Below are 24,133 nucleotides of genomic sequence, written 5' to 3'. Positions count from 1 at the left end.
ATCGGAGGAAATTACTGAATGGCAATGAAAGGGCTATTTTTTTACAATCTTTCATTCGATATTTTATATTACCGAAGGCGCACTCATTTTCACATTTCCACATTTTCAAATTGACATTGATCGGCCTACGCTGTATTCGTACGGTAGCGCTGCTTCCGGAAGAACAGCAGCTCGGTAATAAAGATCAGCAGCATGCTGATGGCTGTAGTGCTCAGCACTTTCATCATAAAATTGATAAACGCGCCAAAAGACAGCCATTCTAAAAAGAGAAGATAAAAATTGTGCGCAAAGGAAAGGATCAGCGCGTACAGGCTGTAAGCACTCCATCCCATGGCCCGGGGTGAAGGCTCCTGGTAAGTGTATCCGGCAGCATCCTTTGGTGAAAGCAGGTGAATGATCAGTGGCCGTAAAAAGGCTACCAGCACACAGGCGGCCGCATGCAGCCCGGGGGTCATGGTAAAATAATCGACCGTCATTCCCAGCAGGAAACCCAGCAGCAACAGCCAGCCCCGCTTTATGGAAAAAGGCAGCCACAGGAGGTATAAAAAGTACAGGTAGGGGGTGATCAGTTCGTGCAGGTGCGGCATCACATCAAATACATATACCTGTATAAATACAAATAGCGAAAAACGGATAATATTTTTTACAAGATCGCTCACTTGTTTCCAGATTTTGCTTCTACTTTCCTGTCGGTTTCATCGCTCAGTTGCTGCAGCGTTGCATAATTCAGGTTTTCCACCACAAATACCTGCTGCAGGCTTCCAAAGTTAGCCGCCGGTTTTATTTTCAAAATAAAAAAATTGGTCGCTTCGTCCCTTAATACCCTTGCTACTGTACCCACCATCTTACCGGGCGGAAAACTGAGTGAATAGTTACCGGTGAGGATCGTATCGCCCACATGGACCGAGTCCGTTTTCGGAATGCCGTTCAGTGTAAGCTCCGTTGGTGTTTTGCCGTCCCAGGAAATGATGCCGGTATTGCCCGTTTTTTTGAGCTGCACACTGAGCTTATTCATCACGTGCAGCAGCGTCATCACCTCGCTGAAATCTTTTCCAGCATTCACCACTTTGCCTACCAGGCCGCCGTTGGAGCTGAAGACGCCCATATCACCGGTCACGCCCGAGTTGGTACCCCGGTTGATCTGCAGGTAGTTCTTATCGCTGTTTACGGTAGCATACAATACCTGTGCGGTCCGCCAAACGTAGCGCCGGGCTTTTCCGGTCGTATCCACGGACGCCGTATCATGCACCAGGATCGCATCCGTATCGATCTGCACAAAGTTCTCCTTCATGAGGTTCATGAGGGAGTCGTTCACCTGGTGTACCCGCTTGTTCTCCGCCTTCATTCGGAAAAAATCTTCGAGGGAATTGAACTTTGAATTGAAATAACTGGTTACCCGGCCTGCGGCCTCAAGACCTTTGACACGATGCAAACGATTGTACGTAAACAGGTTGTACAAGCAGATTCCCTGTAGGATGAGAAAGCCTATGAAAACCGAAAACCGCCTGATGAACAAAAATATATTACGCACCGGGTGTTAGATTTAACGCCTGTTTCTCCAAGCGAGAACAAAACGGTTGATGATTTAACGCATTACAAAAGGATAACGGTCGTAATTTTTCAACGCTATGCCCGTTCCTCTTACCACACTCTTCAACGGATCGTCTGCTATATGAACCGGTAATTTTATTTTTTGGCTCAGCCGTTTGTCAAGGCCCCGCAGCAGGGCGCCACCACCCGTAAGATACAACCCCCTGCGGTAAATATCGCCAGCCAGTTCCGGAGGTGTTTGTTCCAGGGCCTTTAAAATGGCCTCTTCTATTTTAAAGATGCTTTTATCCAGGGCTTCTGCAATTTCCTGGAAGCTTACCAGAATTTGTTTGGGGATCCCTGTTACCAGGTCGCGCCCGTTCACCGGGATATCATCCGGCGGATTTTCCAGGTCCTTCATCGCTGCTCCAACCTGTATCTTGATCTGTTCCGCAGTGCGCTCCCCGATCAGGAGGCTGTGATAGCGACGCAGCGCTTCCATGATATCTGCGGTAAATTCATCTCCCGCAATGCGGATGCTTTGGTCACACACAATGCCGGCAAGCGCAATTACCGTAATGCCGGTAGTGCCCCCGCCGATGTCAATGATCATATTACCCACCGGCTCCTCCACATCAATTCCGATACCCAGGGCAGCCGCCATGGGCTCATGGATCAGGTAAACCTCTTTGGCGCCAGCCTGCTCGGCGCTGTCTCGTACCGCTCTTTTTTCTACTTCGGTAATGGAAGAAGGAATGCAGATCATCATCCGCCAGCTGGGCGGAAACAGTGGTTTTTTGGGATATACCAGTTTGATCAGCTCCCGGATCATCAGCTCCGCAGCGTTAAAATCGGCAATCACCCCGTCTTTGAGCGGGCGGACCGTGCGGATACTTTCATGCGTTTTTTCGTGCATCATCAGCGCACGCTTGCCAACAGCCAGCACTTCTTTGGGATTATTGCGGTTCAACGCCACAATACTGGGCTCATTTACAGCCACTTCATCATTATGTATAATGAGGGTATTTGCCGTACCCAGATCCATTGCTATTTCTTGTGTAAACCAGTTAAACAGTCCCATTCCTTAATAAATAAATTTCTTGTGTTTTCGTGAGGAGCAAAGGTGAAGTAAATAATCCAAATTAACAAAGCAAAACTCCATGTACAGAAAGGATTTTTAAGCTTATCCTTTCATTAACAAAAAGCCCTGCAGATCCAGGTATTTAAATTGCTCCGGCGATGATGTAATTTCCTCAAATATAAATCATCTGTTCTAAAACTTATGCCTGATTCTTTAGGAGAAACATTACTTTTGTAACCTCAAAAACAAATTATGGCGTTAAAGGACATTCAATCTACAGGAAAAAAAGATACCCGCAGCGGTTTCGGCGACGGAATTGTGGAAGCTGCCCGTAGCAACGATAAGATCGTGGCATTAACTGCAGACCTGCTCGGTTCGATGAAACTGAACCAGTTTATCAAGGAATTTCCTGACCGTTTTGTACAGTGTGGCATCGGCGAAGCCAATATGATGGGGGTTGCAGCGGGGCTGACCATTGGCGGTCACATCCCTTTTACCACCACATTTGCCAACTTCAGCACCGGCCGTGTATATGACCAGATCCGCCAGTCCATCGCTTACAGCGGTAAAAACGTAAAAATATGCGCCTCGCATGCCGGGGTAACCCTGGGTGAAGATGGCGCTACCCACCAGATCCTGGAAGACATCGGTATGATGAAAATGCTGCCGGGCATGTCGGTAGTGGTTCCCTGCGACTATACCCAAACCAAGGCGGCCACCAAGGCCATTGCGGCGATCGACGGACCCGTATACCTGCGTTTCGGACGCCCCTCCTGGCCGATCTTTACCAATGAATCAGATTTTGTGCTTGGTAAAGCTCAAAAATTCTCCGAGGGAACGGATGTAACCATTTTTGCCTGCGGGCACCTGGTATGGAATGCCATCCAGGCCGGTGTGATCCTGGAAGAAAAAGGCATCAGCGTGGAAGTGATCAATATCCACACCATCAAACCCCTGGATGAAGCAGCAGTGATCGCTTCCATCAAAAAGACAAAATGTGCCGTAACTGCAGAAGAACACAATATTATCGGGGGTATGGGTGATATGGTCGCACAGGTTGCTGCCCGGAACTTTCCCATCCCGATCGAATACGTAGGCACGCTGGATACATTTGGCGAAAGCGGAACGCCCGACCAGTTATTAAAAAAATACCACCTCGACGTGCCGGACATCGTAGCGGCAGCCGAAAAAGTGATCGCAAGGAAGAACGGTTAACAACAGGATTGATGACAGATAAAAGGGCCGGAAGTATCACGTGGTGCTTCCGGCTTTTTTGTGTCCCTGCTTCCCGAAGAGAATGCCCTGAAATGCACTCCGGTGGTTTCTCCTGAACAATCTGAAAGTGTGAGAATGGGAAAATGGGACGCAGTTCGCGAGCCATTTCAATCCAGGGCTCCGCTTAGCCGTCAGCCATCAGCTTTAGCAAAAGAGCATTCAGCATAGAAGAGCCTGGAACTATGAGGCGCATCGGGCTGCGAACGAATCCCCGACTGGAACTTTAAACCTGAAACTCTAACCTCAAACCGGAAACGTCAATAATCGGGTATAAACCCGGAACCCCGACCCGAAACTTGAAACATCTTAAACTTTTCCCTATCTTACCCGTCCAAGAATACCAGACGTCTGAATGGAACAGTTTCAAAGTGATGAATCTTTGTTGGCCCTTTTTCGAAATCCCGGCACGAAAGAGGCGGCCTTTACTGCTATTGTAAACAAATATAAGGAACGGCTTTACTGGCATATACGGCGTATGGTCATTATACATGAGGATGCAGACGATGTGTTGCAGAATGTGTTTATGAAAACCTGGAAAGGGCTGGAGCAATTTCGTGCAGAAAGCGGGCTCTACACCTGGTTGTACCGCATCAGTACCAATGAAAGCATTACGCATCTGCAAAATCAAAAGAAAAAAAGGGCCGCCGTTTCCTTTGGAAATGAGCAGGATCTGGCCGGTCAGATCCGCGCAGATCCCTATTTTGACGCAAAAAAGATCGAATGGAAACTGCAGCTGGCCATTCAGCGTTTACCGGAACAACAGCGCCTGATCTTTAATCTGCGGTACTTTGACGAAATGCCCTACCAGAAAATGAGCGAAATACTGGGTGTAACCGAAGGGGCGTTAAAGGCCAGCTATCATCATGCTGCAAAAAAAGTAGAAAATTATTTACGCAACAGTTAAACAAAAGGGCAAATTTCCGGTCTTAAAAATAAGGGAAATGAAACAGGATGCCGCATACAATATCTTAAACAGGATCCGGCAGGAACAAAAGACCAACCCGGGCTTTACGCTTCCGGAAGGGTATTTTGAAGCTTTTACGGACCGGCTGATGACAACGATTAAGGAAACATCCGCGGATGAGGCCCCGTTGCTGCCCCTGCTGGATGCTGCTCCCCGCAAAATGCCTTACAGCGTTCCCCTGCGCTATTTTACGCAGTTCAGGGTTGACCGGGGTATGGTCATCTCTTTTAAAAGAGGACTGACCATTGCCGCCAGCTTTATCCTGCTGGCCGTAACATCCATATTCCTGTTCACAAAAAAACCACAAACAACCGAAACAGCGTCGCTGCCGGCGGTTACCGCAGCCGTAAACCGGCTGACCAACGAGCAGCTGGAACGTTTCATGCAACCGGAAGAGCTTCCGTCGAAGGAAAAGCCGGCAGTCAGGCAAACGGTCAATGCCCAAAGTGCAGATATGACCAAGCTATTTAAAAACGTTCCGGATGCAGAACTGGCCAATTTCTTAAATGAAACGGCTGAAGGCAATGACGAAATATTTCTAAACTGATGAAACTGATTTTTATTTTCCTGTTATGCTGGAGCCCTCTCCCGGGCCTGACACAAACACAACCGGCGTCTGCACCGACCCGCATACACGATGTATTCCTCGATTACCTGACGGAAAAGATCAAGCTGACACCGGCCGAAAAAAAACAGCTGCGACCACTGGTGATCCGGTACCTGGGTGAATCAAAAAACATCAGTAAAACCAATAGAGATCCGCTGCTGCGCGAGCAAGAACGTATAAAACTGAAAATCAATTATCGCAAACGCTTTGTGCCGATCATCGGTGAGCCCAGGGCAACCCGCTTCTTTACAGAAGAGCAGTTTTTCAGGAGAAAAATCAGGGAAGAGCTGAAAAAAAGAAATGTTAAAAAAAACTAAAAATTATTCAAAAACAATGTTTAAACAATTATTTATGTACAAATATTTGTTTTGTAACAAAGGGGTACATATATTTGCATTGGTGTTTTTCATAGGTTAGCAACGGCCAGCTCTTTTTAGGGCAGGCCTTTTTTTATGACCTGCCTTTACAATATACGTTCACTTTTAGGATTAGCTGTGGGTTTACGGGTATCGTGATAAAACAATAACTGCCAGCCTTCGTTCTTTCCGGCATCCCACCATTTTGAACGCAACTCCATGGCCTTTTTGCCATCATGATCATATTTCGCCGCAAAGCGGTGCTTCATTTGCTGATACTGCGGGGCATCATCGGCTCCAAAAAACAGGATCTCCTCCTCCTCCTTTATCCAGAACACCTGGTGGAATTTTGAATGGGCGCCGGTCACCTGGTAGTGGATATAGCCGTCAATGGTCCCTTCATCCTCCCGGAGCAGCACTACTTTACCCGCAAGCACCGGTTCAATTTTGGCAATATCATACGATGCTCCGTCTTTTTCCCGGGCAAACTGCAGCTCCCTTTCCTGGATATAATACGTAGCGTTTTCAAAAGTAGGCTTGCCCGTAACCGGGTTCACCATTCCGCCAACGTGGTCCTTATGCAGATGGCTCATCAGCACTTTTGTTACATCGCCCGATTGGATCCCGTTCTCCGCAAGATGGGCTACGATCTGCATCTGCCCACCCGACTGTTGCTGAAAACCAATACCGGTGTCAAGCAATAATATATCTTTTGAGGTAATGATCAAAAAAGGCTGTATCTCCACCAGCAGACTCCCCTGCGACCGGGCGCTCATCTCATCTTCTGATAACCGGAACGGGATGAATTGTTTTGTTGCGTCCACCGTAAAGCTCCCTTCCGATAATGGTATTACTTTCATACTTATAATTTGTGTGGCTGTAAAATTATAGGAAATAAAGGAAGCCGGGATGCATCTTCATACCGGTGGTGCTTCTGAGGTCCTGCAACGTCATCGAACCCGGATCGGGGTTGCGTATTATTTTTCTTTGGAAACGTCTCTTATTTTCTGAAGCCATACCGTATAGGCAGAGCGTTCATCCCAGGTATTCCCGGCCGATGCAAAATCGATCAGTATCAGCTCGTCGGTTTGTGTTACCAGGCCATCCGTCTCCCGCATCATGGGCACGCGTATTTCCATCAGCACATTTTGCTGTGCAGCGCCTGCCGATATCTTAAAAGGGATCTTCTTGTCTTTAAAAACGGGTGTATAGAAATCAAAGAACGGTGCTAACTGGTAACGCCGGTCGGCAGCCAGCACCAGGGGGCCGTAAAGCAGCGCATAGCGGTAGGGGTCTTGTTTTAAAGTAAACAAACGTACCTGCATATCAAAAACGATCCGGATCACATCGCCCTTTTTCCAACGGCGTTCAACAGACGCATAGCTGCCCGCCCGGACACCGTCAACCGGCTCGCCGTTTACCGTAATCCGCGTTGCCCTGCTCCACTCCGGAATGCGCAAATGCACGGCAAATATCGAAGCCTGTTGCGGCGCCAGTCTGATCGTTACCGCATCCGATACCGGGTAATCTGTGCTCATCTCAAGCTCCAGCTTTCCCCGCTTGCGGTCCTTTAAAAGCAGGGTGCCCTTTAACGGCGTATACATATTTATCACGATGCCGTCCGCATGCTCCATAACCGCCTCCTTCACCGCCAGCATGATCCCCCGCGGGCCATTGGCAATACAACAGTTGGTGTTCATACCGCACTGCTGCTCCCCCAGGTATCTTCTGCCTTTCATGCCAATATACTTACCCCAGGTAGCGCCACCGGGCTTCATGGTGCCCAGCAGTGCATTGTAATAACTTTTCTCGATCTCTCCGGCCCATTTTGCATCTCCTGTTATCCGCAGCAGCTGCAGGCAAAGCTTTAACCAGGTTACCGTAACACAGGCTTCCATCGTATGTTTTACAGGGATTGACTGTGTAGCAGCACCGCCAAACCAGCACTCCATGCTGGCGCCCGACCCGGTGATCATGATCTCCGTTTCCCGGATATTACCGGCAGCCGCCACCACAGCATCCAGGTATGCTTTGTTTTTCGTAACCCGGTACAGCTCCAGCAATCCTTCATAACAGGACATCATTTCATACGCCTTCTGACCATTGTCCGGGCCATACCATACCCCGGGTACCGGAAAACGCGCACCCACCGGCACCTGCTCCTGCGCCTTGAGGATCAGCTGCGCCGAAGAAGGATCGTTCCAGGAGGCAACAATATAGTTTGCAAAATCGAGGTACGCTTCTTCTTTCGTGATCTTATAAAGCCGTACAACCGGCTCCAGGATAGAGGCCGCAGCCATTCCTTTATAATTCCCAAAACGGTACATGGGCACTCCGCTTTTCATCACTGCTGCAGAAACATAGTCGGCCAGTTTCTTCATCGCCACCAGCGTACGCCGGTCCTTTGTAAGATCATAATAATCCAGCAGTCCCAGCAAACAATACTTCATCCCCCATATATCCCATTGCTGCAGCCGGTACCCGGGAGCATAATTCCCAATGTATCCGTCCGGGGTCTGCGTATCCAGCAACCCGTCAACAGCATGTTTCAGTTTGGTCAATAAAAGGGAACTGCCGGTATAACGGTAAGCTGCTGCCGCAGAAGTAAACCATTTTCCCCAAAACTCGGTCTGCCACTGGGAACGCTCTTTCCGTTGCCGGAAGGGCGCCACCAGATAATCCTCATCTGTTTGCAGGATCCCGTTTGCGATACAGGCATCCAGCCTGCTGCCTATATAGCCCCCGATCTTCAGATCTGTATAACGCGGTGTGAAGAACACGTCCTGGGCAGCTGCTTTCAGGCACAGCAACAACAACAACATGGCAAGCTGTATTTTCATCTCATTCCGTTAATCGATTAAGATACTGAAAGCCTCCTGCAAAACCATCCTGCACCATCCTGAAAATATTATTTTAGGCAGAGAAGTGCTATTTTGTGGTACATATTCCCGTAATAAACGGAAAAAATCATCTTGCCGCGTATGAAACGCTTTTATTTTTTATTCCTCGCCTGGGTCATTGCCATCACTGCCGCCGCCGGCCCATCGACCGGCCCGGTCCGGCTCCAATGCGAGCATCTGACCAACCCGCTGGGCATCGACAATCCGCAACCGCGCTTTAGCTGGATCCTGGAGGATGCAGAAAACGGCGCTTTACAAAAGACCTACCAGGTAATTGTCAGCCGCGATGGCGGAGCGGAGGTTTGGAACTCGGGCATCAGCCCATCATCCGGCAACCTTGTAACATACGCAGGCCCCGCCCTGGAGCCCTTCACCCGGTACCGTTGGCAGGTGATCATTACCGGAAAAGACGGCCGGGCCTACCCCCGTTCCGCTCCGGCTTTTTTTGAAACAGGTATGATGCAACAGCAGCACTGGAAAGGCGGGTGGATCAGCGATGGGCACGATGTCAACCTGAAGCCGGCCCCCTATTTCAGGAAATCATTCTCGCTAACCAAACCGGTAAAAACAGCACGCGCTTATATTGCCGCTGCCGGTCTTTATGAGCTTTCGCTCAATGCAGAAAGGATTGGTGACCATCGGCTCGACCCCATGTACACCCGTTTTGACCGGCGAAACCTCTACCTCACCTACGACGTTGGCAAACAGCTGAAGCAGGGTCAGAATGTGATCGGTGTATTGCTGGGCAATGGCTGGTACAATCATCAGTCCACGGCTGTCTGGTACTTCGACAAGGCCCCGTGGCGCAACCGCCCCGCTTTTTGCCTCGACCTGCGGATCACCTATACAGATGGCACTACCGAAACCATATCTACTGACAGAACCTGGAAGACCGCTTTAAGCCCGGTGATCTTTAACAGCATTTACACCGGCGAGCATTATGATGCCCGGCTGGAAATACCCGGTTGGGACCAACCCGGTTTTAATGATGCAAAATGGGCTTTTGCTACGGACCGTGCAGCACCCTCACAACTCATAACCGCACAGGTGCTGCACCCCATACGCGCAACTGAAAAAATTGAAGCCCGTGATCTCAAAAAATTTAATGATACCAATTATGTCTTTGACCTCGGCAGAAATATTGCCGGCGTCAGTGAGATCCGTCTTTCCGGCACGGCCGGCACAGTTGTCAAACTGATCCATGCAGAACGGGTACACGCTTCCGGGCACACAGATCTTTCCAACATCAATGTTCATTACCGCCCTACGGACGACAGCGATCCTTTTCAGACCGATATTTTTATCCTGAAAGGCGGCGGAACCGAAACCTTCAGACCCCGGTTCAACTATAAAGGTTTCCAGTACGTGGAAGTAGTGAGCAGCCAACCCATACAGCTCGATAAATCCAGCCTGGCAGCTTATTTCATGCATAGCGATGTACCGGCCGCAGGAACTGTGGAAACAGCAGATCCGCTCATCAACAGGATCTGGCAGGCTACCAACAATTCCTATCTTTCCAACCTGTTCGGCTATCCGACCGATTGTCCCCAGCGGGAAAAAAATGGCTGGACGGGCGATGCCGTCATTGCACTGGAAACCGGTCTTTACAATTTTGATGGCATTACCGTATATGAGAAATGGCTGGCCGATCACCGGGATGAACAGCAGCCCAACGGCGTGCTTCCGGCGATCATTCCCACCAGCGGCTGGGGCTATCAATGGGCTAATGGTCCCGACTGGACCAGTACCATTGCCATCATTCCCTGGACACTTTACCAGTTTTACGGAGATACCAAACCCCTGGCGGATAACTATGATAATATAAAACGCTACGTAGACCACATTGCCGGTCTCTACCCTACGGGGCTGACCACCTGGGGGCTGGGGGATTGGGTGCCCGTAGAATCAAAAGCACCGGTGGAACTGACCTCTTCCCTTTACTACTATGCAGACGTAAATATCCTTGCAAAGACCGCCTGGCTTTTTAACCGGGAAAAGGATGCAGACCGGTATGGAAAACTGGCTGAAAAGATCAAAAATGCCATCAACCATAAATACCTCGATCCCGCAACCGGAATATACGGTACCGGTTTACAGACAGAGCTAAGCACCCCTGTTTATTGGGGAGTAGTGCCCGACAACCTCAAAGCCCGGGTGGTGGCCAATCTGGCAAAAAAAGTAATGGCCGACGGCGTTCAGCTCGATGTGGGCATTCTGGGCGCTAAAGCCGTCCTGAATGTATTGAGCGAAAACGGCTACGCGGATCTTGCTTACCGGCTGGCGGCACGCAAAACCTATCCATCCTGGGGATGGTGGATCGTTCACGGCGCTACCACACTCTATGAGAACTGGAAAGTGGATGCCAAAAATGATGCTTCGCTCAACCACATCATGTTTGGAGATATCGGGGCCTGGTTTTACAAGGCACTGGGCGGGATCTTCCCCGACCCGGACCAGCCGGGCTTCCGGAACATCCTTCTTAAGCCCAATTTTGTAACCGGCCTTCACGCGTTTAATGCCACTTATCGCAGTGCCCGTGGCCCCATCCGCTCCTCCTGGACACAAACAGGCAACCGTGCCCGCTATGAGTGCAGGATCCCGGCCAGCAGTACCGCAACCTTTTTTATCCCGGCATCCTGGCAGGCAACGGCCGGCGACCAGGTACCGGGTACTAAAAACAAAGATGGCAGCTACACGCTGCCATCCGGAACTTATTCATTTTCGTTAAGGAAGGCCAGGCCGGCTAAGCAGAATTCCGCCCGGCATTGATGATGCCGAAGGAGCAGCGCATTGCCAGCTTGCCAAAAGCTTCCCGCAGGCTCTCTTCCATATCATCGCCTCCTTCTCTCAGCTTTACCAGCGCATATTGCTGAACGGTAACCAGGGGCAGCACAATGCGCTCCCGCATGCGGATGGATAATTTATCAACCGGGTAATCGGCCATAAGGCTATCGTTGCCCGATAATTTGAACAGGTATTCCTTTGTTAACAGGAACTCATCGTAAATCATCTTCCACAACGGCCCGAATTGCTCATCCTTTTCGATATAAGCGGTAATCGGAAAATAAGATTTGCTCATGGCCATCTCACAGTTATCCAGCAGGGTCTTCAAATACAGCGACTCCTTATACAGGCATTTCAATTCATCAAACCGGCCAACGTATTCCATTTTTTTTAACGCCGTGCCCACCCCGTAAAAACCGGGTACATTTTGTTTGAGCTGGCTCCAGGCGCCGGAAAAAGGGATCGCCCGCAGATCGCCCAGCGTAAACGAGGTCTGGGAGGCGCCTCTTTTTGCCGGCCGGCTGCCGATATTGGTTTCGCTGTAAAAACGCAACGGGCTCATTTCATACAGGTAATTGGCCAGCTGCGGATGGTCCTTTAATTTTTTATAGGCATCAAATCCATAGGAGGACAGCTCCTGCATCAGCTCTTCTTTTTTTCCACTCAGCTGCGGGTAGCGATCCGTGAACAGCGAGTTGGACACACCGGCATTGATCAGCTGCTCCAGGTTGAACTGCGCCGATTCTATGATGCCGAAATTAGCGCTCACGGTCTGCCCCTGTATCGTCAGTTGAATTTCTTTATTGGATATATGGCTGCCCATGGACGCATAGAACTTATGTGTTTTACCACCGCCGCGGGAGGGGGGACCTCCCCGGCCATCGAAGAAGATGACATCAAATCCATACTGGCGGGTAATACGGGTCAGCTCTTCCTTTGCACGGTAGATCCTCCAGTTGGCCATCAGGTAGCCGCCGTCCTTGGTACCGTCGGAAAAGCCCAGCATAATGGTCTGCGTTTTCCCACGCCGGTTCAGGTGCTCCTTATACAACGGCAGAGAATAAAGATCTTTCATCACATCGCCGGCATTCTGAAGGTCTTCAATGGTTTCAAAAAGCGGTACAATATCCACTTTCATTTCTTCCGCACCGACGCCGTTCAGCCGGAACAGCCCCACCACTTCTATAATGTTCAGCACACTGGTAGCGTGGCTGATAATATACCGGTTACATCCTTCTTCACCATTTGAGCGCTGTATGGAACGGATGGCAGTAACCACTTCAACCGTATCGCGCACCACGTCGTCCTTGAAAATTGTCAGATCATCCGCCTGCTTCAGATCCAGCAATAGCTTTACTTTTTCTTTCTCTTCCAGGCTGTCATAATGCTCCGGCAGCAGGCCGGCGGAAGAAGCGGCGATCTGGGAAAACACTTTCTCATGGATGGAGCTGTCCTGCCGGACATCCAGCGATGCAAAATGCAATCCGAAGATCTGGATCTTATTGATCAGGTTCTGGATCTTGGGTACAAAGAGACCGTTGTGGTTATTGTTTACGATCTCCCTTATCTCCTCCAGCGTACCAATGATTTCCTGCACACGTATTTTTGACTCATACCCCGGAACAAAGACCTCCTCATACAATTTCCGTTCCAGGTCGATCAATTTCTCTTCCACACCCTGGAAAGTAAGTCTGCGGCGGAGCCGGCGTACATCCAGGTAATAGCATTTTAAGATGGCACCCCGCAGCGCACCCGCCACCTGCAAGGTTGTGTCTGTTGTTACAAAGGGATTTCCGTCGCGGTCACCGCCCGGCCAGAAGCCCATTTTTATCAGCGCATGTTTATCGGTTTCAATCTGCGGGAACTGGTTCTTTAGGGCTCCCACGATGCGGCCCGCTGCCGGATAAAATACATTTTCCAGGTACCAGATCAGGCTTACCGCCTCGTCATAGGGCGTTGGTTTTTTCTTTTTCAGGAACGGCGTTTTCCCCAATTGCTGCAGCAGCATATTAATTTCGCTGGCATCATTTTTTATGAGCGCACTGCTGAGGTCCCGGATAATGCCCAAAACGGATCCCGGATAAAACTGGGTGGGGTGGGCGGTAAGCACCAGCCGCACACAAAAGTCGCGGAGCACCTGTTCAAAATCTTCCTCCTTGTTGTTCTGGACCACCCCGGACATCAGCTGCTTCAGGGTACCCGCACCGCTCAGATCGTTGATCTCCCTGTATGATGCGTCCTCCAGGGCATCAAACAATACCACCTGCCGCTCTATATATTGCACCAGGCGGAACAGCAGGTCTATCTTTGCCTTTGCATTGGGGTAGGAAGTATGCCTGTTAAAGAAGTCCTCCACAATCTCAACAGGACTCAGGGATTTCTCATATCCTTCTTCACACATATTGGACAGCAGCGATAGCAGGATACCGGTCTTCTCAATGCGGTTAAACGGCAAAGAAGTAAATAAACTGTTGTACAACTGAAATCTTATTCCGACATCATTTCTGAAATGCTGAACCGATTGGCTGCTTACCACATCCATATGTTTCCTGTTTGACTTTTTTTGAATGACTCCGGGTTACTCCGCCCTGTAACCAAGGCCTGAGGGTTCGTCCGGTAATATTAAACAGCGTTGAAGATACTATTTTTCCGCTATACCATTTGCAATCATTAAGTTTTTAATCATTTCTTTATATAACGTCTAATATGTAATTGTATTGTTTATAATTTATCAAACATGCTTCCTTGAGTTGCGATCAATTCTCAAATCGTGGTCAGCAAAAAGCCCCGCCCGGATAAACAGGGCAGGGCTTCTTATACGTTCAAAAAAAGAATTAAGCTTCTTTGTTCTCTTCTTTTGTTGCCGTTTCCGCTGCGGGTGCTTCTTCAGTAACAGCAGGTGTTGCTGCTTCAGCCGGTGCTGCTTCCGCAACAGGAGCGGCCTCTTCAGCCTTTTTCTTTCCGCTGCCACCGCGGCGACGAGTACGTTTTCCGGCAGCCTTTTCATCGGTACCTTTACCGTACACTTCATTAAAGTCAACCAGCTCGATCATTGCTTTTTCAGCAGCATCACCAGGGCGGATCCCCAGCTTAATGATACGGGTATAACCACCGGGGCGGCCACCAACTTTTTCAGCAACAGATCCGAACAGTTCTTTAACGGCTTCTTTGTCCTGTAAATGACTGAACACGATCCGGCGCTGGTGCGTGGTATTTTCCTTGCTCTTGGTGATCAGGGGTTCCACGTACACACGCAGTGCCTTTGCTTTTGCAACCGTAGTTACAATACGCTTGTGCTCGATCAGCTGACAGGAAAGATTGCGCAATAAGGCATCCCTGTGCGATTTGGTACGGCTTAAATTTTTGATTTTGTCTCCGTGACGCATGACATTTAAATGTTTAAGGTTTCAGGTTCAACGTTTCAGGTTAAAACTCAATACCAGGTTAAAAAATTCGGTTACACCGTGTCAAGGAAATTGTAACCTACTATACAAATTTGAAAACTATTAATAATCGTCTTTATCGATTCCCAGTTTCTGAAGGTCCATTCCAAAGCCCAGGCCTCTTTCGATCAGCACCTGCTCTATCTCAGAAAGTGATTTCTGACCAAAATTCCGGAACTTCATCAGGTCTTCCTGCTCATACTGTACCAGTTCGCTCAGGGAGTTGATCTTGGCAGCTTTCAGACAGTTGAATGCGCGTACAGAAAGATCCAGGTCTTCCAGCGGGGTCTTCAGCACTTTACGCAATTGCAGTGTTTGCTCGTCTACCATATCCTCTTTCTTCTCTTCTTTATTATCAAACGTGATGTTCTCATCCGTAATGATCATCAGGTGTTGAATTAAGATCCGGCTGGCCTGCTTTACCGCCTCTTCCGGGTGAATGGTACCATCGGTATTTACTTCCATCAACAGCTTTTCATAGTCCGTACGTTGTTCCACACGGGTATTTTCAATGCTGTATTTTACGTTCTTAATGGGTGTAAAAATAGAGTCAATTGCGATGTAGCCAACGGGCGCATCTTTTACTTTGTTATCTTCTGCCGGAACATATCCGCGGCCTTTACCGATCGTCAGCTCAATATCCAGCTTGGAAGAAGAGTCCATAGTGCAGATCAGCAGATCCGGGTTCATGATCTGGAACGACTGCGTTCCTTCTGCGATCATACCGGCAGTGAATTCCGTCTGGTTTTTTACAGAGATAGAGATCTTTTCGTTGGCCACTTCATGATCAACGATCCGTTTGAAGCGCACTTGTTTTAAATTGAGGATGATCTCCACCACGTCTTCGCTGATCCCTTTCATGGTAGCAAACTCATGGTCTACTCCTTCTATTTTGATGCCTACAATAGCATATCCCTCTAAAGAATTCAACAAAACACGGCGCAGTGCATTACCAATGGTAACACCATACCCCGGCTCTAATGGACGAAACTCAAACTGAGCTTCAAAATCTGAAGCCTTCTGCAAAATGATTTTGTCAGGCTGGTGGAAATTTAAAATTGCCATTTTTTTCCTTTATTAAGTGAATGGTGAATAAATGAATGGTGAATAATGAATGGTGAATTGACAGTTCACTATCCGCTATTGACGATTCACTAAAATTACTTACTGTACAATTCAACAATCAGTTGTTCCTTAATGTTCTCAGGAACACTTTCCCTTTCGGGGTAGGTGATGAAAGTACCTTTGACTTCAGTTTCATTGAAATCGATCCACCCAAATTTTGGATTTTTAGGACGGACAACGCTTGTAATAGAAGAACGGTTCTTGCTGCTTTCCTTCAGGGTGATGATATCACCAGCTTTTAACTGATAAGAAGGAATGTTCACCACTTCACCATTTACTTCAATGTGTTTGTGGCTTACCAGCTGGCGGGCAGCCGGGCGGCTGGGTGCAATACCCATACGGAATACCGTGTTGTCTAAACGCGCTTCAAGTAATTTAATAAGGTTTTCACCGGTAATGCCTTTGCGGCGGTTGGCTTCTTCAAATGTTTTGCGGAATTGTTTTTCCAGCACACCATAAGTGTATTTTGCCTTTTGTTTTTCACGGAGCTGCAAAGCGTATTCACCCAATGTTTTACGCTTGCGTTTTTCGCCGTGCATACCGGGAGGGTTACTGTTTTTACCCAACCATTTACCATTACCTAAAATAGGTTCCCCGAAAATACGGGAGATCTTGGTCTTTGGACCATTGTAACGTGCCATAATTATACTTTCATTTAAGCTTTTTTAGAAACCGGTACAGCAATCAGTAAAAAGCTTTGGAAAAAATCAATTGTGTACCCTTTTTATAAAATGAAAAGCCAATTGGCTATCAATCATGCTGCAGCTTTCAGCTCTAAGCCTTTAGCTCTCAGCAAAAATTTTATTTAAAGAACTTCATACATGCCTGATGACAACATCAGACAAGAAACTAAAAACCTGAAATGCCTTATACTCTTCTCTTTTTAGGAGGACGGCATCCGTTGTGCGGTAAAGGCGTAACATCTTTGATCATTACGATCTCAATGCCCGACTGGGAAAGAGAGCGGATCGCGCCTTCCCTTCCGGCCCCGGGGCCCTTTACAAACACATCTACTCTTTTTAATCCTGCATCCAGTGCTACTTTAGCAGCATCTGCAGCGGCCATCTGGGCTGCATACGGCGTGTTCTTTTTGGAACCGCGGAACCCCATTTTACCGGCACTGCTCCAGGAGATCACCTGGCCGGTCTTGTTGGTCAAACTGATGATGATGTTGTTGAACGTTGCAGATACATGCGCATCTCCATATGCGTCCACCTTTACGATTCTTTTTTTTGCAGCGGCTTTTGCGCTGTTTTGTGCTTTTGCCATGTTCTAAAAGGTACTCTTTAAAAAATAAAAAAACGTTCTGCCAGGCAAAACGCCAAATCAACCCTCCTCCTGCACCGGGGACTCCGTAATTGATTTGGTATAACAGGTGCATATAAAAAGCGCTCAGCTCTCAGCAATAAGTCTTCAGTAAATAGCTGACTCCTTATAACTGAAAGCTGATAGCTTAATTATTTCTTAGCGGCCTTTTTCTTACCGGCTACTGTCTTACGCTTTCCTTTACGTGTACGGCTATTGGTTTTGGTGCGCTGACCACGTACCGGAAGCCCTTTCCGGTGGCGCAGGCCACGGTAGCAGGCGATATCCAGTAAACGCTTAATATTCATTTGCACCTCACTTCTGAGCTGCCCTTCCACCTTTAATTCTTCGGTAATGGTAGAACGGATCGCGTTCAGATCATCATCATTCCACTCGTTCACCTTTTTGCTGCGATCAATACTATTCTTGTCCAGAATATATTTTGCGGTAGAAGGACCGATCCCATAAATATAGGTCAGGCCAATTTCGCCCCTTTTGTTCTTTGGTAAGTCTACACCGGCAATACGTGCCATATTTTTTCGAATTTAAATTTCAAGAAACAAATAACAAATGCCAATTGGTCCTTGTATTTTGATTTTTGTTTTCTAATAATTATCCTTGTCTTTGTTTAAAACGGGGATTCTTTTTGTTAATTACATAAAGCTTCCCTTTGCGACGTACAATTTTACAGTCGGCGCTGCGTTTTTTAATGGATGCTCTTACTCTCATCTTTTTTTAATTTAAGGTTTTCAGCTTAATTTTTATAGCGGAAATTTATCCTGCCCCTGGTCAAATCATAAGGGGACATTTCCAACCCTACTTTATCTCCGGGCAAAATACGAATGTAGTGCATACGCATCTTACCGGAAATTGTTGCCAAAACCTCATGGCCGTTTTCCAGCTTTACCCTGAACATCGCATTAGACAAGGCTTCCAGGATGACTCCGTCTTGTTTTATTAAAGGTTGTTTTGACATACAAATTTTAGGGCTGCAAAGATAGGTAATATTTTATAATAAAAAAGCCTTATTCTGTCTAAATTTCAGAATAAAGCTATATCCCTGGCCCTCCGGAGATGCTCCAATAACAAAAATTAATGGAGCAGCGGGATCTTAGTCATTTGTAAATGAATATTTTGCAACTCACTCACGCTAATCGGTCGGTCAAAATGGCGGCGGTCTTCCCGGTACCACACTTCGCTTCGTGAAAAATTGTCGGGTGCCGGCACCAAAACCCGGAACGGACCTTTTCCGTATTTTACACCCCCGGCTGGTTCATGGTCCATTTTTTCAAATCCAAGCCGCATCAACTGCGCTTCATCCAGCGGAATACTCTGCACCTGGTCTAACGGGTACCAGAATTCCTGGATGCCGTTATCCACGCAAACCTCGCGTTCCTCATTACTTACTCTTACAACCGTCCCCTCACGGGATACCCCGTCTTCTGTAACAATAACCCAGTCCCCTGGTTTTAGTTCATTTAATTTCATATGCATTGGGATTTAAGCAAACAATGACCTTTTATCATTCTAAGATAGACAAAATAATGACAAACGCCATGGGAGGCATATCATTTTTTTCTTCCGGTATCTGCGTGCCTGACAACCTTGAACGCCTGACAAACCTTCAGCGACTTTTTTGCAGCAACCTGCATATCAAAATAAAAACCACCTAAGGAGTTTTTTCCCGCAACAGATGCCTGTGAACCCGAATACCGAAGCGGGGCCTTTACCCGCCTGCATTTACAGTCCGTAAACACACGTTTGTTACAAATGAGGCAAGATTTTAATGTTAACAAATCGCTAATGATCCTTTAAATTTTTGTTATCGACTGGCATGCTTCTTGCACAAAGGGGGCAAATGTAAAATTCGATCAAATGAAAAAAATCTTATTCAGTATCTTCTCCCTGGCAATTGCTGCAGGGGCAAACGCGCAAAGCGAAATCAAACCAAACCAAGGGGATGTAACGACCGAGTTCGGCCTTTCCGGCGGTGTGCTCAATTCCAACTTCGAATTAAACGAGCAAGGCAACCTGTTACGGTTCCGCTATTTCGCTAAAGAGACCCTGGCTTTCCGGTTAGGCTTTGGCCTGAGCAGCACTAAGAGCACCGACAATGTTTATGACACCGATGACGATTCACGCAAAGGAACCTACAAAACAGGTGAAACCGATTTTCTGCTGAACCTTGGTGTGGAAAAACATTTTACAGGAACGGAGCGCTTATCGCCCTATGTTGGCGGCGACCTTTTATTAAGCGTGGCCAATGAAAAAACAGAATTCAAAAACACAAGCATGAGTGGAAACGATTATGCTGACGGCAATTCAGGCAGCATAAAAGGTCCCGGCAGTGTTGGGTTTGGCGTAAGGGCCGTAGTAGGTGCAGACTACTACATTGCAAAACGTGTATATCTGGGTGCAGAAGCCGGCTTTGGTTTTTTAAGTACCAAGCTGGGTGAAACCAAGATCAAGATCAATGATGAACCAACGGTTACTGAAAAATCAGCAGGCAGTGGTTTCGAATTGGCGCCCAATGTGATCACCGGCGTTCGGATCGGTTTTGTATTCTAAGATCTCACAGATACAACTTACAAGGGGTCCCGCAAAAAGCGGGACCTTTTTATTCTTATTTTTATAACAAAAAATGGCGCAGCGGATCGGTCTGTTATCAGATACACATGGCTATTTGGATGAAGCGGTATTCCGCTACTTTAATGAATGTGATGAGCTATGGCACGCCGGCGATTTTGGCAACCGCGGGCTGGTGGAACAGCTGGAACGCTTTAAGCCCCTGCGCGGCGTTTATGGCAATATCGACGGTCAGGATATCCGTGCGGTATTTCCCGAAACACTGGTGTTCCTGTGCGAGGGCGTGAAAGTCATGATCCGCCACATTGGCGGCTATCCTCCGAAATACAATAAAGAAACAAAGCCGCTGCTCCTCAAAGAGCAGCCGCAACTTTTTATCAGCGGACATTCACACATACTCAAGATCATCTACGATGATCTGCTGCAATGCCTGCATATGAACCCCGGCGCCGCCGGAAAACAGGGATGGCAGAAAGTGCGTACCCTCATCCGGTTCACCATAGACGGGAATCATATCAAGGATTGTGAGGTGATCGAGTTGAAATAGCCGGTTAGCGCCTTCAATGGGGCGGTATGAAAAGAGGCCATATCCAATATGATACAGCCTCCGGTTTTATGAAGCATTCAACAGGGCAGAAAAATGATCTCAGCTCGCCGCTCAATTGTTAAGCGCTTCTATCTTATCGTCTCAGATCCCTGGTTTAACAACACCCTCGGATCGGTCCTTATTTTACTTTCAGCTGAACGGATTTGGAAAATACAGGCGACATATCTTTTACCACGCGCTGTGTTCCCTCTTCAATAGTGCCTCCGTTCACTTCTATTTTCCATGTTACGGTAAACGGTGTGCCTCCATTTTCAAACCCGCCAAAATCAACATTTCCGGAAAAAAAGTCACTGGCGGATTCAATGGTGATCGTCTTGCCTCCATTAAAGTCATCCGTACCGGTCGACACAATGGTTCCCGTTTTTTTTACCCCATTTACCATCCAGTCGATAAAACTTCCATTTTTATCCCCGGCGCCAACAGTTACCTCAAAATCATCGCCTTCCGCCTTATGAAATTCACTGGAAACCGTAAAGGTCAGTTTTGCCTTTTTATCATTAGAAGGAAATCCCGGCTTATCATCTTTGGAGCAGGAATGCAATAATGTCAGCAACAGGCCGGAAAACAATAATGTTTTAAACATTTTCATAGTCTATGTTTTTTTATAGATATTATGCCTACTCTGTACCGCAGTTTTCGGCGTCCCTGCCTCATAAGCTGCAGCAAAAATATCCAGCGTTGTTGCTGTTGCCAATACCCGTAAACCGGTATTTTCACAAACCCGATTCTCTGCTGCTTTTTATGCAGACGGCTGTTGCCGGGCTTCCTGTTTATGCTGGGGCATAAAAAAAGCCACTCCTGTAAGGAGCAGCTTCTCAAAATCAAAAATACTTTAACAAATCAGAACCATCCTCTTCCGGCCCCGATTTCCCGGAACGGCCAGGGGATCGCAGCCAGGATAATGATCAGCGCCAGCACATAAAACAGAACGGTCTTGCGATGCTTTTTCCGGTCGGAGATATTTTTCTTTGCAAACGATTTTCCGATGTGGATCAAAACCACCGCGATCAGCATCATGGTAATATGCTCCACTGCAAAAAAGCGAAGCGTGGCGTTCTGCATCACGGCAGACATTCCCTGGGCCTGTATGGTCTTTAAACCGAAGGCACCGGTAACCCATTGTATAAGCCCTATAAGGAATTCAATGTCCACGGCGATCATTAAAAACAGGCCGGCCTTGCGATGACCATTGGTAAATGGCCGGCTTCCTACCCCAATACTTTTAAAAATGGCGATCAGTAATAATAATAAAATAACCCAGCGCAAGAAACTGTGTAGATGCAGCAAACCCGTTTCCATATTTAATTTTTTAGATAGTGAATCCAGCGAAATTAAGAAAATATTACATATTGCGCCTGTACTGCCCGCCCACTTCGTATAAAGCATGCGTTATTTGGCCTAAAGAACAGCTTTTTACACAGTCCATCAGCACTTCAAAAAGATTATCGCCCGAAACTGCCGCCTGCTGCAGGTGCGAAAGCGCCTGGCTGCTTTGCACTTTATACAGTTCCCGGAAGTTGTTTACATTTTCGATCTGCTGTTCCTTTTCCGGCTCTGTGCTCCGGATCACTTCATTTGGCAGAATGGTTGGGCTGCCCTGTTTATTCAGAAAGGTGTTGACCCCGATCAGGGGCAAACTGCCGTCATTCTTCTTCATTTCATAATACAGGCTTTCTTCCTGTATCTTATTCCTTTGGTACATCCGTTCCATCGCCCCCAATACACCTCCGCGTTCGTTGATCCGGTCAAACTCCATGAGCACCGCCTCTTCCACCAGGTCCGTCAGCTCCTCGATGGCAAAGCTTCCCTGTGTAAAGTTTTCCGACCGTGCCGTTCCCAGTTCACGGTTTATGATCAGCTGGATGGCCATGGCCCGGCGTACGCTTTCTTCGGTTGGCGTGGTAATGGCTTCGTCGTAGGCATTTGTATGCAGCGAATTACAATTATCATAAATGGCATACAACGCCTGCAACGTAGTACGGATATCGTTAAAATCAATTTCCTGGGCGTGCAGGCTACGTCCTGATGTCTGGATATGGTATTTCAGCTTCTGCGAGCGTTCATTCCCTTTATAAATATTTTTGATGGCCTTGGCCCAGATCCGGCGCGCCACCCGGCCGATGACGCTGTATTCGGGGTCCATTCCGTTGCTGAAAAAGAAAGACAGGTTGGGTGCAAAATCATCAATATGCATGCCCCGGCTCAGGTAATACTCTACATAGGTGAACCCGTTTGCGAGCGTAAATGCCAGCTGGGTAACGGGGTTGGCCCCTGCTTCTGCTATGTGATACCCGCTGATGCTTACGCTGTAAAAATTCCTGACCTTGTTCTGTATAAAATAGGCCTGTACATCCCCCATCAGCTTTAGTGCAAACTCGGTAGAGAAAATACAGGTGTTCTGTGCCTGGTCTTCCTTTAATATATCCGCCTGTACCGTACCCCGCACTTTTGTCAATGTATCTGCTTTTATAGCAGCATAAACCTCCGCGTCCAGAACCTCATCTCCACTCAGGCCAAGCAGGCGAAGTCCCAGCCCGTTGTGCCCCTCCGGCAGACCCTGCGGAAACAGGGGGTTATGGTATTGCGGAACCGGCCTGTTCGCGAATTTCTTTATGCGAACGGCTTCTGCATGATCCCACAGGTTCTGCGCCGTAAGATACTTTTCACATTGCTGATCGATAGCTGCATTCAAGAAAAAGGCGAGCAGCACAGGTGCCGGTCCGTTAATGGTCATGGATACAGAAGTGGCAGCGCTGCACAGATCAAAACCGCTGTACAGCTTCTTGGCATCATCGACCGTTGCAATGCTGACCCCGCTGTTGCCGATTTTGCCATAAATATCCGGACGATGGTCCGGATCTTCCCCATAAAGTGTTACGCTGTCAAACGCGGTGCTCAGCCTTTTGGCAGGCGCATCCGCGCTTACATAATGGAACCGTTTGTTGGTACGCTCCGGGCAGCCTTCGCCGGCAAACATCCGGGTGGGGTCTTCACCCTCCCGTTTCAGGTCAAACACCCCGGAGGTAAACGGAAATTTACCCGGGATATTTTCCTGCAGCTGCCACTTTAAAAGGTCCCCCCAGTCCTGGTACCGGGGCAGCAATATTTTCCGGATCACGGTTCCGCTCAGTGAGGTAACCGTAAGCGGCAGCCGGAGCTTCCGGTCGCGAACCGTAAATTCAAAAGCATCTTCTTCATATTTTTTTTTCAGTTCAGGCCACTGATCCAGCAGCGCCCTGTATTCCGGATCCAGCTGCTTTTGCAGGGATTGACAGGTTGCTTCCAACACGGTCCTTATAGATTCATTCGGAGACATCAGATTATTTTCTGGTTTTAATTTTCTTATAAAATACTTTTACTTCGTTTTGCAACTGTGCTGCCGTGGGCAGTTTATTTTTCAGTTTCCTGCCAATGCTTTACCGGAAGTGTACTCACTTACTCCAATAGGCTGATTGATTGTTGCCCCAGGTACGGATCTGTATTCAGCTGGTATTGCAGCAGGGCTCTGCTCTCTTTTAAGGCGCTCAGCCATTTTTTATACGATCTTGTGATTGCATTCATAAATGCTAC

25 protein-coding genes are annotated in these 24,133 nt (G+C 47.9%); 7 read left to right on the top strand and 18 right to left on the bottom strand.

Features of this window, described 5'->3' with window-relative positions; genetic code table 11:
- Positions 1-125 precede the first annotated feature (125 nt).
- The 3 genes from B160_RS0125565 to B160_RS0125555 form a co-directional block, all read right to left on the bottom strand.
- Entirely contained in the window at positions 126-659 is a 534-nt protein-coding gene (locus B160_RS0125565; RefSeq protein WP_018630814.1) for a hypothetical protein, read from the bottom strand.
- The gene (gene mreC, locus B160_RS0125560) at positions 656-1,432 is read right to left on the bottom strand and encodes a rod shape-determining protein MreC (RefSeq protein ID WP_245562283.1); all 777 of its coding nucleotides are present in this window, start codon (positions 1,430-1,432) and stop codon (positions 656-658) included. The genes B160_RS0125565 and mreC overlap by 4 nt, the downstream gene beginning before the upstream one ends.
- A 153-nt stretch (positions 1,433-1,585) precedes the next feature.
- Positions 1,586-2,611 carry a rod shape-determining protein gene (locus tag B160_RS0125555; RefSeq protein WP_018630812.1) on the bottom strand — a complete coding sequence of 342 codons (1,026 nt, stop codon included), beginning with the start codon at positions 2,609-2,611 and terminating at the stop codon, positions 1,586-1,588.
- 252 nt (positions 2,612-2,863) lie between these two features.
- On the opposite strand from B160_RS0125555, the gene B160_RS0125550 reads away from it, so the two are divergent.
- The 4 genes from B160_RS0125550 (at position 2,864) to B160_RS0125535 (ending at position 5,774) form a co-directional block, all read left to right on the top strand.
- On the top strand, positions 2,864-3,826 hold the full coding sequence (locus B160_RS0125550) for a transketolase family protein (protein WP_018630811.1): 963 nt from the start codon (positions 2,864-2,866) through the stop codon (positions 3,824-3,826).
- A 412-nt stretch (positions 3,827-4,238) separates the two neighbouring features.
- Positions 4,239-4,790: an RNA polymerase sigma factor gene (locus B160_RS0125545; protein WP_026310028.1), complete on the top strand. Its 552-nt coding sequence runs from the start codon at positions 4,239-4,241 to the stop codon at positions 4,788-4,790.
- A 37-nt stretch (positions 4,791-4,827) separates the two neighbouring features.
- A complete protein-coding gene (locus tag B160_RS0125540) occupies positions 4,828-5,397 on the top strand; it encodes a hypothetical protein (protein WP_018630809.1) in 570 nt (189 codons plus the stop codon).
- Entirely contained in the window at positions 5,397-5,774 is a 378-nt protein-coding gene (locus B160_RS0125535) for a hypothetical protein (RefSeq protein WP_018630808.1), read from the top strand. The genes B160_RS0125540 and B160_RS0125535 overlap by 1 nt, the downstream gene beginning before the upstream one ends.
- 146 nt (positions 5,775-5,920) lie before the next feature.
- On the opposite strand, the gene B160_RS0125525 is transcribed toward B160_RS0125535, so the two are convergent.
- Positions 5,921-6,673: an MBL fold metallo-hydrolase gene (locus B160_RS0125525; RefSeq protein WP_018630806.1), complete on the bottom strand. Its 753-nt coding sequence runs from the start codon at positions 6,671-6,673 to the stop codon at positions 5,921-5,923.
- Positions 6,674-6,790: 117 nt separating this feature from the next.
- On the bottom strand, positions 6,791-8,653 hold the full coding sequence (locus B160_RS0125520) for a beta-L-arabinofuranosidase domain-containing protein (RefSeq protein WP_018630805.1): 1,863 nt from the start codon (positions 8,651-8,653) through the stop codon (positions 6,791-6,793).
- A gap of 141 nt (positions 8,654-8,794) precedes the next feature.
- On the opposite strand from B160_RS0125520, the gene B160_RS0125515 reads away from it, so the two are divergent.
- A complete protein-coding gene (locus B160_RS0125515) occupies positions 8,795-11,482 on the top strand; it encodes an alpha-L-rhamnosidase (RefSeq protein ID WP_018630804.1) in 2,688 nt (895 codons plus the stop codon).
- Here B160_RS0125515 and B160_RS0125510 read toward each other — a convergent pair.
- The 9 genes from B160_RS0125510 to B160_RS0125475 all read right to left on the bottom strand — a co-directional run bounded on the left by B160_RS0125510 (position 11,457) and on the right by B160_RS0125475 (position 18,858).
- Positions 11,457-14,039, bottom strand: a complete 2,583-nt coding sequence (locus B160_RS0125510; protein ID WP_018630803.1) for a phosphoenolpyruvate carboxylase — start codon at positions 14,037-14,039, stop codon at positions 11,457-11,459. The two genes, B160_RS0125515 and B160_RS0125510, sit on opposite strands and share 26 nt — an antisense overlap.
- Positions 14,040-14,331: 292 nt before the next feature.
- Positions 14,332-14,883, bottom strand: a complete 552-nt coding sequence (gene rplQ, locus B160_RS32485) for a 50S ribosomal protein L17 (protein WP_018630802.1) — start codon at positions 14,881-14,883, stop codon at positions 14,332-14,334.
- Between the two features lie 120 nt (positions 14,884-15,003).
- Positions 15,004-16,005, bottom strand: coding sequence for a DNA-directed RNA polymerase subunit alpha (locus B160_RS0125500; protein WP_018630801.1), 1,002 nt, complete (start codon positions 16,003-16,005; stop codon positions 15,004-15,006).
- A 95-nt stretch (positions 16,006-16,100) separates the two neighbouring features.
- Positions 16,101-16,706, bottom strand: a complete 606-nt coding sequence (gene rpsD / locus B160_RS0125495; RefSeq protein WP_018630800.1) for a 30S ribosomal protein S4 — start codon at positions 16,704-16,706, stop codon at positions 16,101-16,103.
- A gap of 226 nt (positions 16,707-16,932) precedes the next feature.
- Positions 16,933-17,334, bottom strand: coding sequence for a 30S ribosomal protein S11 (rpsK, locus tag B160_RS0125490; RefSeq protein ID WP_018630799.1), 402 nt, complete (start codon positions 17,332-17,334; stop codon positions 16,933-16,935).
- A gap of 188 nt (positions 17,335-17,522) precedes the next feature.
- Positions 17,523-17,903 carry a 30S ribosomal protein S13 gene (gene rpsM, locus B160_RS0125485; protein ID WP_018630798.1) on the bottom strand — a complete coding sequence of 127 codons (381 nt, stop codon included), beginning with the start codon at positions 17,901-17,903 and terminating at the stop codon, positions 17,523-17,525.
- 79 nt (positions 17,904-17,982) lie between these two features.
- Positions 17,983-18,099 carry a type B 50S ribosomal protein L36 gene (gene ykgO, locus B160_RS31255; protein ID WP_071597075.1) on the bottom strand — a complete coding sequence of 39 codons (117 nt, stop codon included), beginning with the start codon at positions 18,097-18,099 and terminating at the stop codon, positions 17,983-17,985.
- A 25-nt stretch (positions 18,100-18,124) separates the two neighbouring features.
- The gene (infA, locus tag B160_RS0125480; protein WP_018630797.1) at positions 18,125-18,346 is read right to left on the bottom strand and encodes a translation initiation factor IF-1; all 222 of its coding nucleotides are present in this window, start codon (positions 18,344-18,346) and stop codon (positions 18,125-18,127) included.
- A 116-nt stretch (positions 18,347-18,462) separates the two neighbouring features.
- Positions 18,463-18,858, bottom strand: coding sequence for a hypothetical protein (locus B160_RS0125475; RefSeq protein WP_018630796.1), 396 nt, complete (start codon positions 18,856-18,858; stop codon positions 18,463-18,465).
- A gap of 387 nt (positions 18,859-19,245) precedes the next feature.
- On the opposite strand from B160_RS0125475, the gene B160_RS0125465 reads away from it, so the two are divergent.
- Positions 19,246-19,938: a hypothetical protein gene (locus B160_RS0125465; RefSeq protein ID WP_018630794.1), complete on the top strand. Its 693-nt coding sequence runs from the start codon at positions 19,246-19,248 to the stop codon at positions 19,936-19,938.
- Positions 19,939-20,011: 73 nt separating this feature from the next.
- Positions 20,012-20,503, top strand: a complete 492-nt coding sequence (locus B160_RS0125460; protein WP_018630793.1) for a metallophosphoesterase family protein — start codon at positions 20,012-20,014, stop codon at positions 20,501-20,503.
- Between the two features lie 178 nt (positions 20,504-20,681).
- Here B160_RS0125460 and B160_RS0125455 read toward each other — a convergent pair whose 3' ends face one another.
- The 4 genes from B160_RS0125455 to B160_RS32445 form a co-directional block, all read right to left on the bottom strand.
- Positions 20,682-21,152 carry a hypothetical protein gene (locus B160_RS0125455; RefSeq protein WP_018630792.1) on the bottom strand — a complete coding sequence of 157 codons (471 nt, stop codon included), beginning with the start codon at positions 21,150-21,152 and terminating at the stop codon, positions 20,682-20,684.
- A 251-nt stretch (positions 21,153-21,403) separates the two neighbouring features.
- Positions 21,404-21,862, bottom strand: coding sequence for a hypothetical protein (locus B160_RS0125445; protein ID WP_018630790.1), 459 nt, complete (start codon positions 21,860-21,862; stop codon positions 21,404-21,406).
- A gap of 43 nt (positions 21,863-21,905) precedes the next feature.
- Complete coding sequence (locus B160_RS0125440; protein WP_018630789.1) at positions 21,906-23,879, bottom strand: methylmalonyl-CoA mutase family protein; 1,974 nt, start codon at positions 23,877-23,879, stop codon at positions 21,906-21,908.
- 119 nt (positions 23,880-23,998) lie between these two features.
- Positions 23,999-24,124 carry a hypothetical protein gene (locus B160_RS32445; protein WP_018630788.1) on the bottom strand — a complete coding sequence of 42 codons (126 nt, stop codon included), beginning with the start codon at positions 24,122-24,124 and terminating at the stop codon, positions 23,999-24,001.
- Positions 24,125-24,133: the final 9 nt, after the last annotated feature.

This window comes from Niabella aurantiaca DSM 17617 (genome assembly GCF_000374125.1).
GTDB classification, from domain to species: domain Bacteria; phylum Bacteroidota; class Bacteroidia; order Chitinophagales; family Chitinophagaceae; genus Niabella; species Niabella aurantiaca.
This window is presented reverse-complemented; position numbering and strand designations above follow the sequence as displayed.

Excerpts from the sequence above, each read along its gene's own strand:
- B160_RS0125555 (WP_018630812.1), bottom strand. The coding sequence starts at position 2,611 with ATGGGACTGTTTAACTGGTTTACACAAGAAATAGCAATGGATCTGGGT.
- B160_RS0125550 (WP_018630811.1), top strand. The coding sequence starts at position 2,864 with ATGGCGTTAAAGGACATTCAATCTACAGGAAAAAAAGATACCCGCAGC.
- B160_RS0125545 (WP_026310028.1), top strand. The coding sequence starts at position 4,239 with ATGGAACAGTTTCAAAGTGATGAATCTTTGTTGGCCCTTTTTCGAAAT.
- B160_RS0125540 (WP_018630809.1), top strand. The coding sequence starts at position 4,828 with ATGAAACAGGATGCCGCATACAATATCTTAAACAGGATCCGGCAGGAA.
- B160_RS0125535 (WP_018630808.1), top strand. The coding sequence starts at position 5,397 with ATGAAACTGATTTTTATTTTCCTGTTATGCTGGAGCCCTCTCCCGGGC.
- B160_RS0125525 (WP_018630806.1), bottom strand. The coding sequence starts at position 6,673 with ATGAAAGTAATACCATTATCGGAAGGGAGCTTTACGGTGGACGCAACA.
- B160_RS0125520 (WP_018630805.1), bottom strand. The coding sequence starts at position 8,653 with ATGAAAATACAGCTTGCCATGTTGTTGTTGTTGCTGTGCCTGAAAGCA.
- B160_RS0125515 (WP_018630804.1), top strand. The coding sequence starts at position 8,795 with ATGAAACGCTTTTATTTTTTATTCCTCGCCTGGGTCATTGCCATCACT.
- B160_RS0125510 (WP_018630803.1), bottom strand. The coding sequence starts at position 14,039 with ATGGATGTGGTAAGCAGCCAATCGGTTCAGCATTTCAGAAATGATGTC.
- rplQ (WP_018630802.1), bottom strand. The coding sequence starts at position 14,883 with ATGCGTCACGGAGACAAAATCAAAAATTTAAGCCGTACCAAATCGCAC.
- B160_RS0125500 (WP_018630801.1), bottom strand. The coding sequence starts at position 16,005 with ATGGCAATTTTAAATTTCCACCAGCCTGACAAAATCATTTTGCAGAAG.
- rpsD (WP_018630800.1), bottom strand. The coding sequence starts at position 16,706 with ATGGCACGTTACAATGGTCCAAAGACCAAGATCTCCCGTATTTTCGGG.
- rpsK (WP_018630799.1), bottom strand. The coding sequence starts at position 17,334 with ATGGCAAAAGCACAAAACAGCGCAAAAGCCGCTGCAAAAAAAAGAATC.
- rpsM (WP_018630798.1), bottom strand. The coding sequence starts at position 17,903 with ATGGCACGTATTGCCGGTGTAGACTTACCAAAGAACAAAAGGGGCGAA.
- ykgO (WP_071597075.1), bottom strand. The coding sequence starts at position 18,099 with ATGAGAGTAAGAGCATCCATTAAAAAACGCAGCGCCGACTGTAAAATT.
- infA (WP_018630797.1), bottom strand. The coding sequence starts at position 18,346 with ATGTCAAAACAACCTTTAATAAAACAAGACGGAGTCATCCTGGAAGCC.
- B160_RS0125475 (WP_018630796.1), bottom strand. The coding sequence starts at position 18,858 with ATGAAATTAAATGAACTAAAACCAGGGGACTGGGTTATTGTTACAGAA.
- B160_RS0125465 (WP_018630794.1), top strand. The coding sequence starts at position 19,246 with ATGAAAAAAATCTTATTCAGTATCTTCTCCCTGGCAATTGCTGCAGGG.
- B160_RS0125460 (WP_018630793.1), top strand. The coding sequence starts at position 20,012 with ATGGCGCAGCGGATCGGTCTGTTATCAGATACACATGGCTATTTGGAT.
- B160_RS0125455 (WP_018630792.1), bottom strand. The coding sequence starts at position 21,152 with ATGAAAATGTTTAAAACATTATTGTTTTCCGGCCTGTTGCTGACATTA.
- B160_RS0125445 (WP_018630790.1), bottom strand. The coding sequence starts at position 21,862 with ATGGAAACGGGTTTGCTGCATCTACACAGTTTCTTGCGCTGGGTTATT.
- B160_RS0125440 (WP_018630789.1), bottom strand. The coding sequence starts at position 23,879 with ATGTCTCCGAATGAATCTATAAGGACCGTGTTGGAAGCAACCTGTCAA.
- B160_RS32445 (WP_018630788.1), bottom strand. The coding sequence starts at position 24,124 with ATGAATGCAATCACAAGATCGTATAAAAAATGGCTGAGCGCCTTAAAA.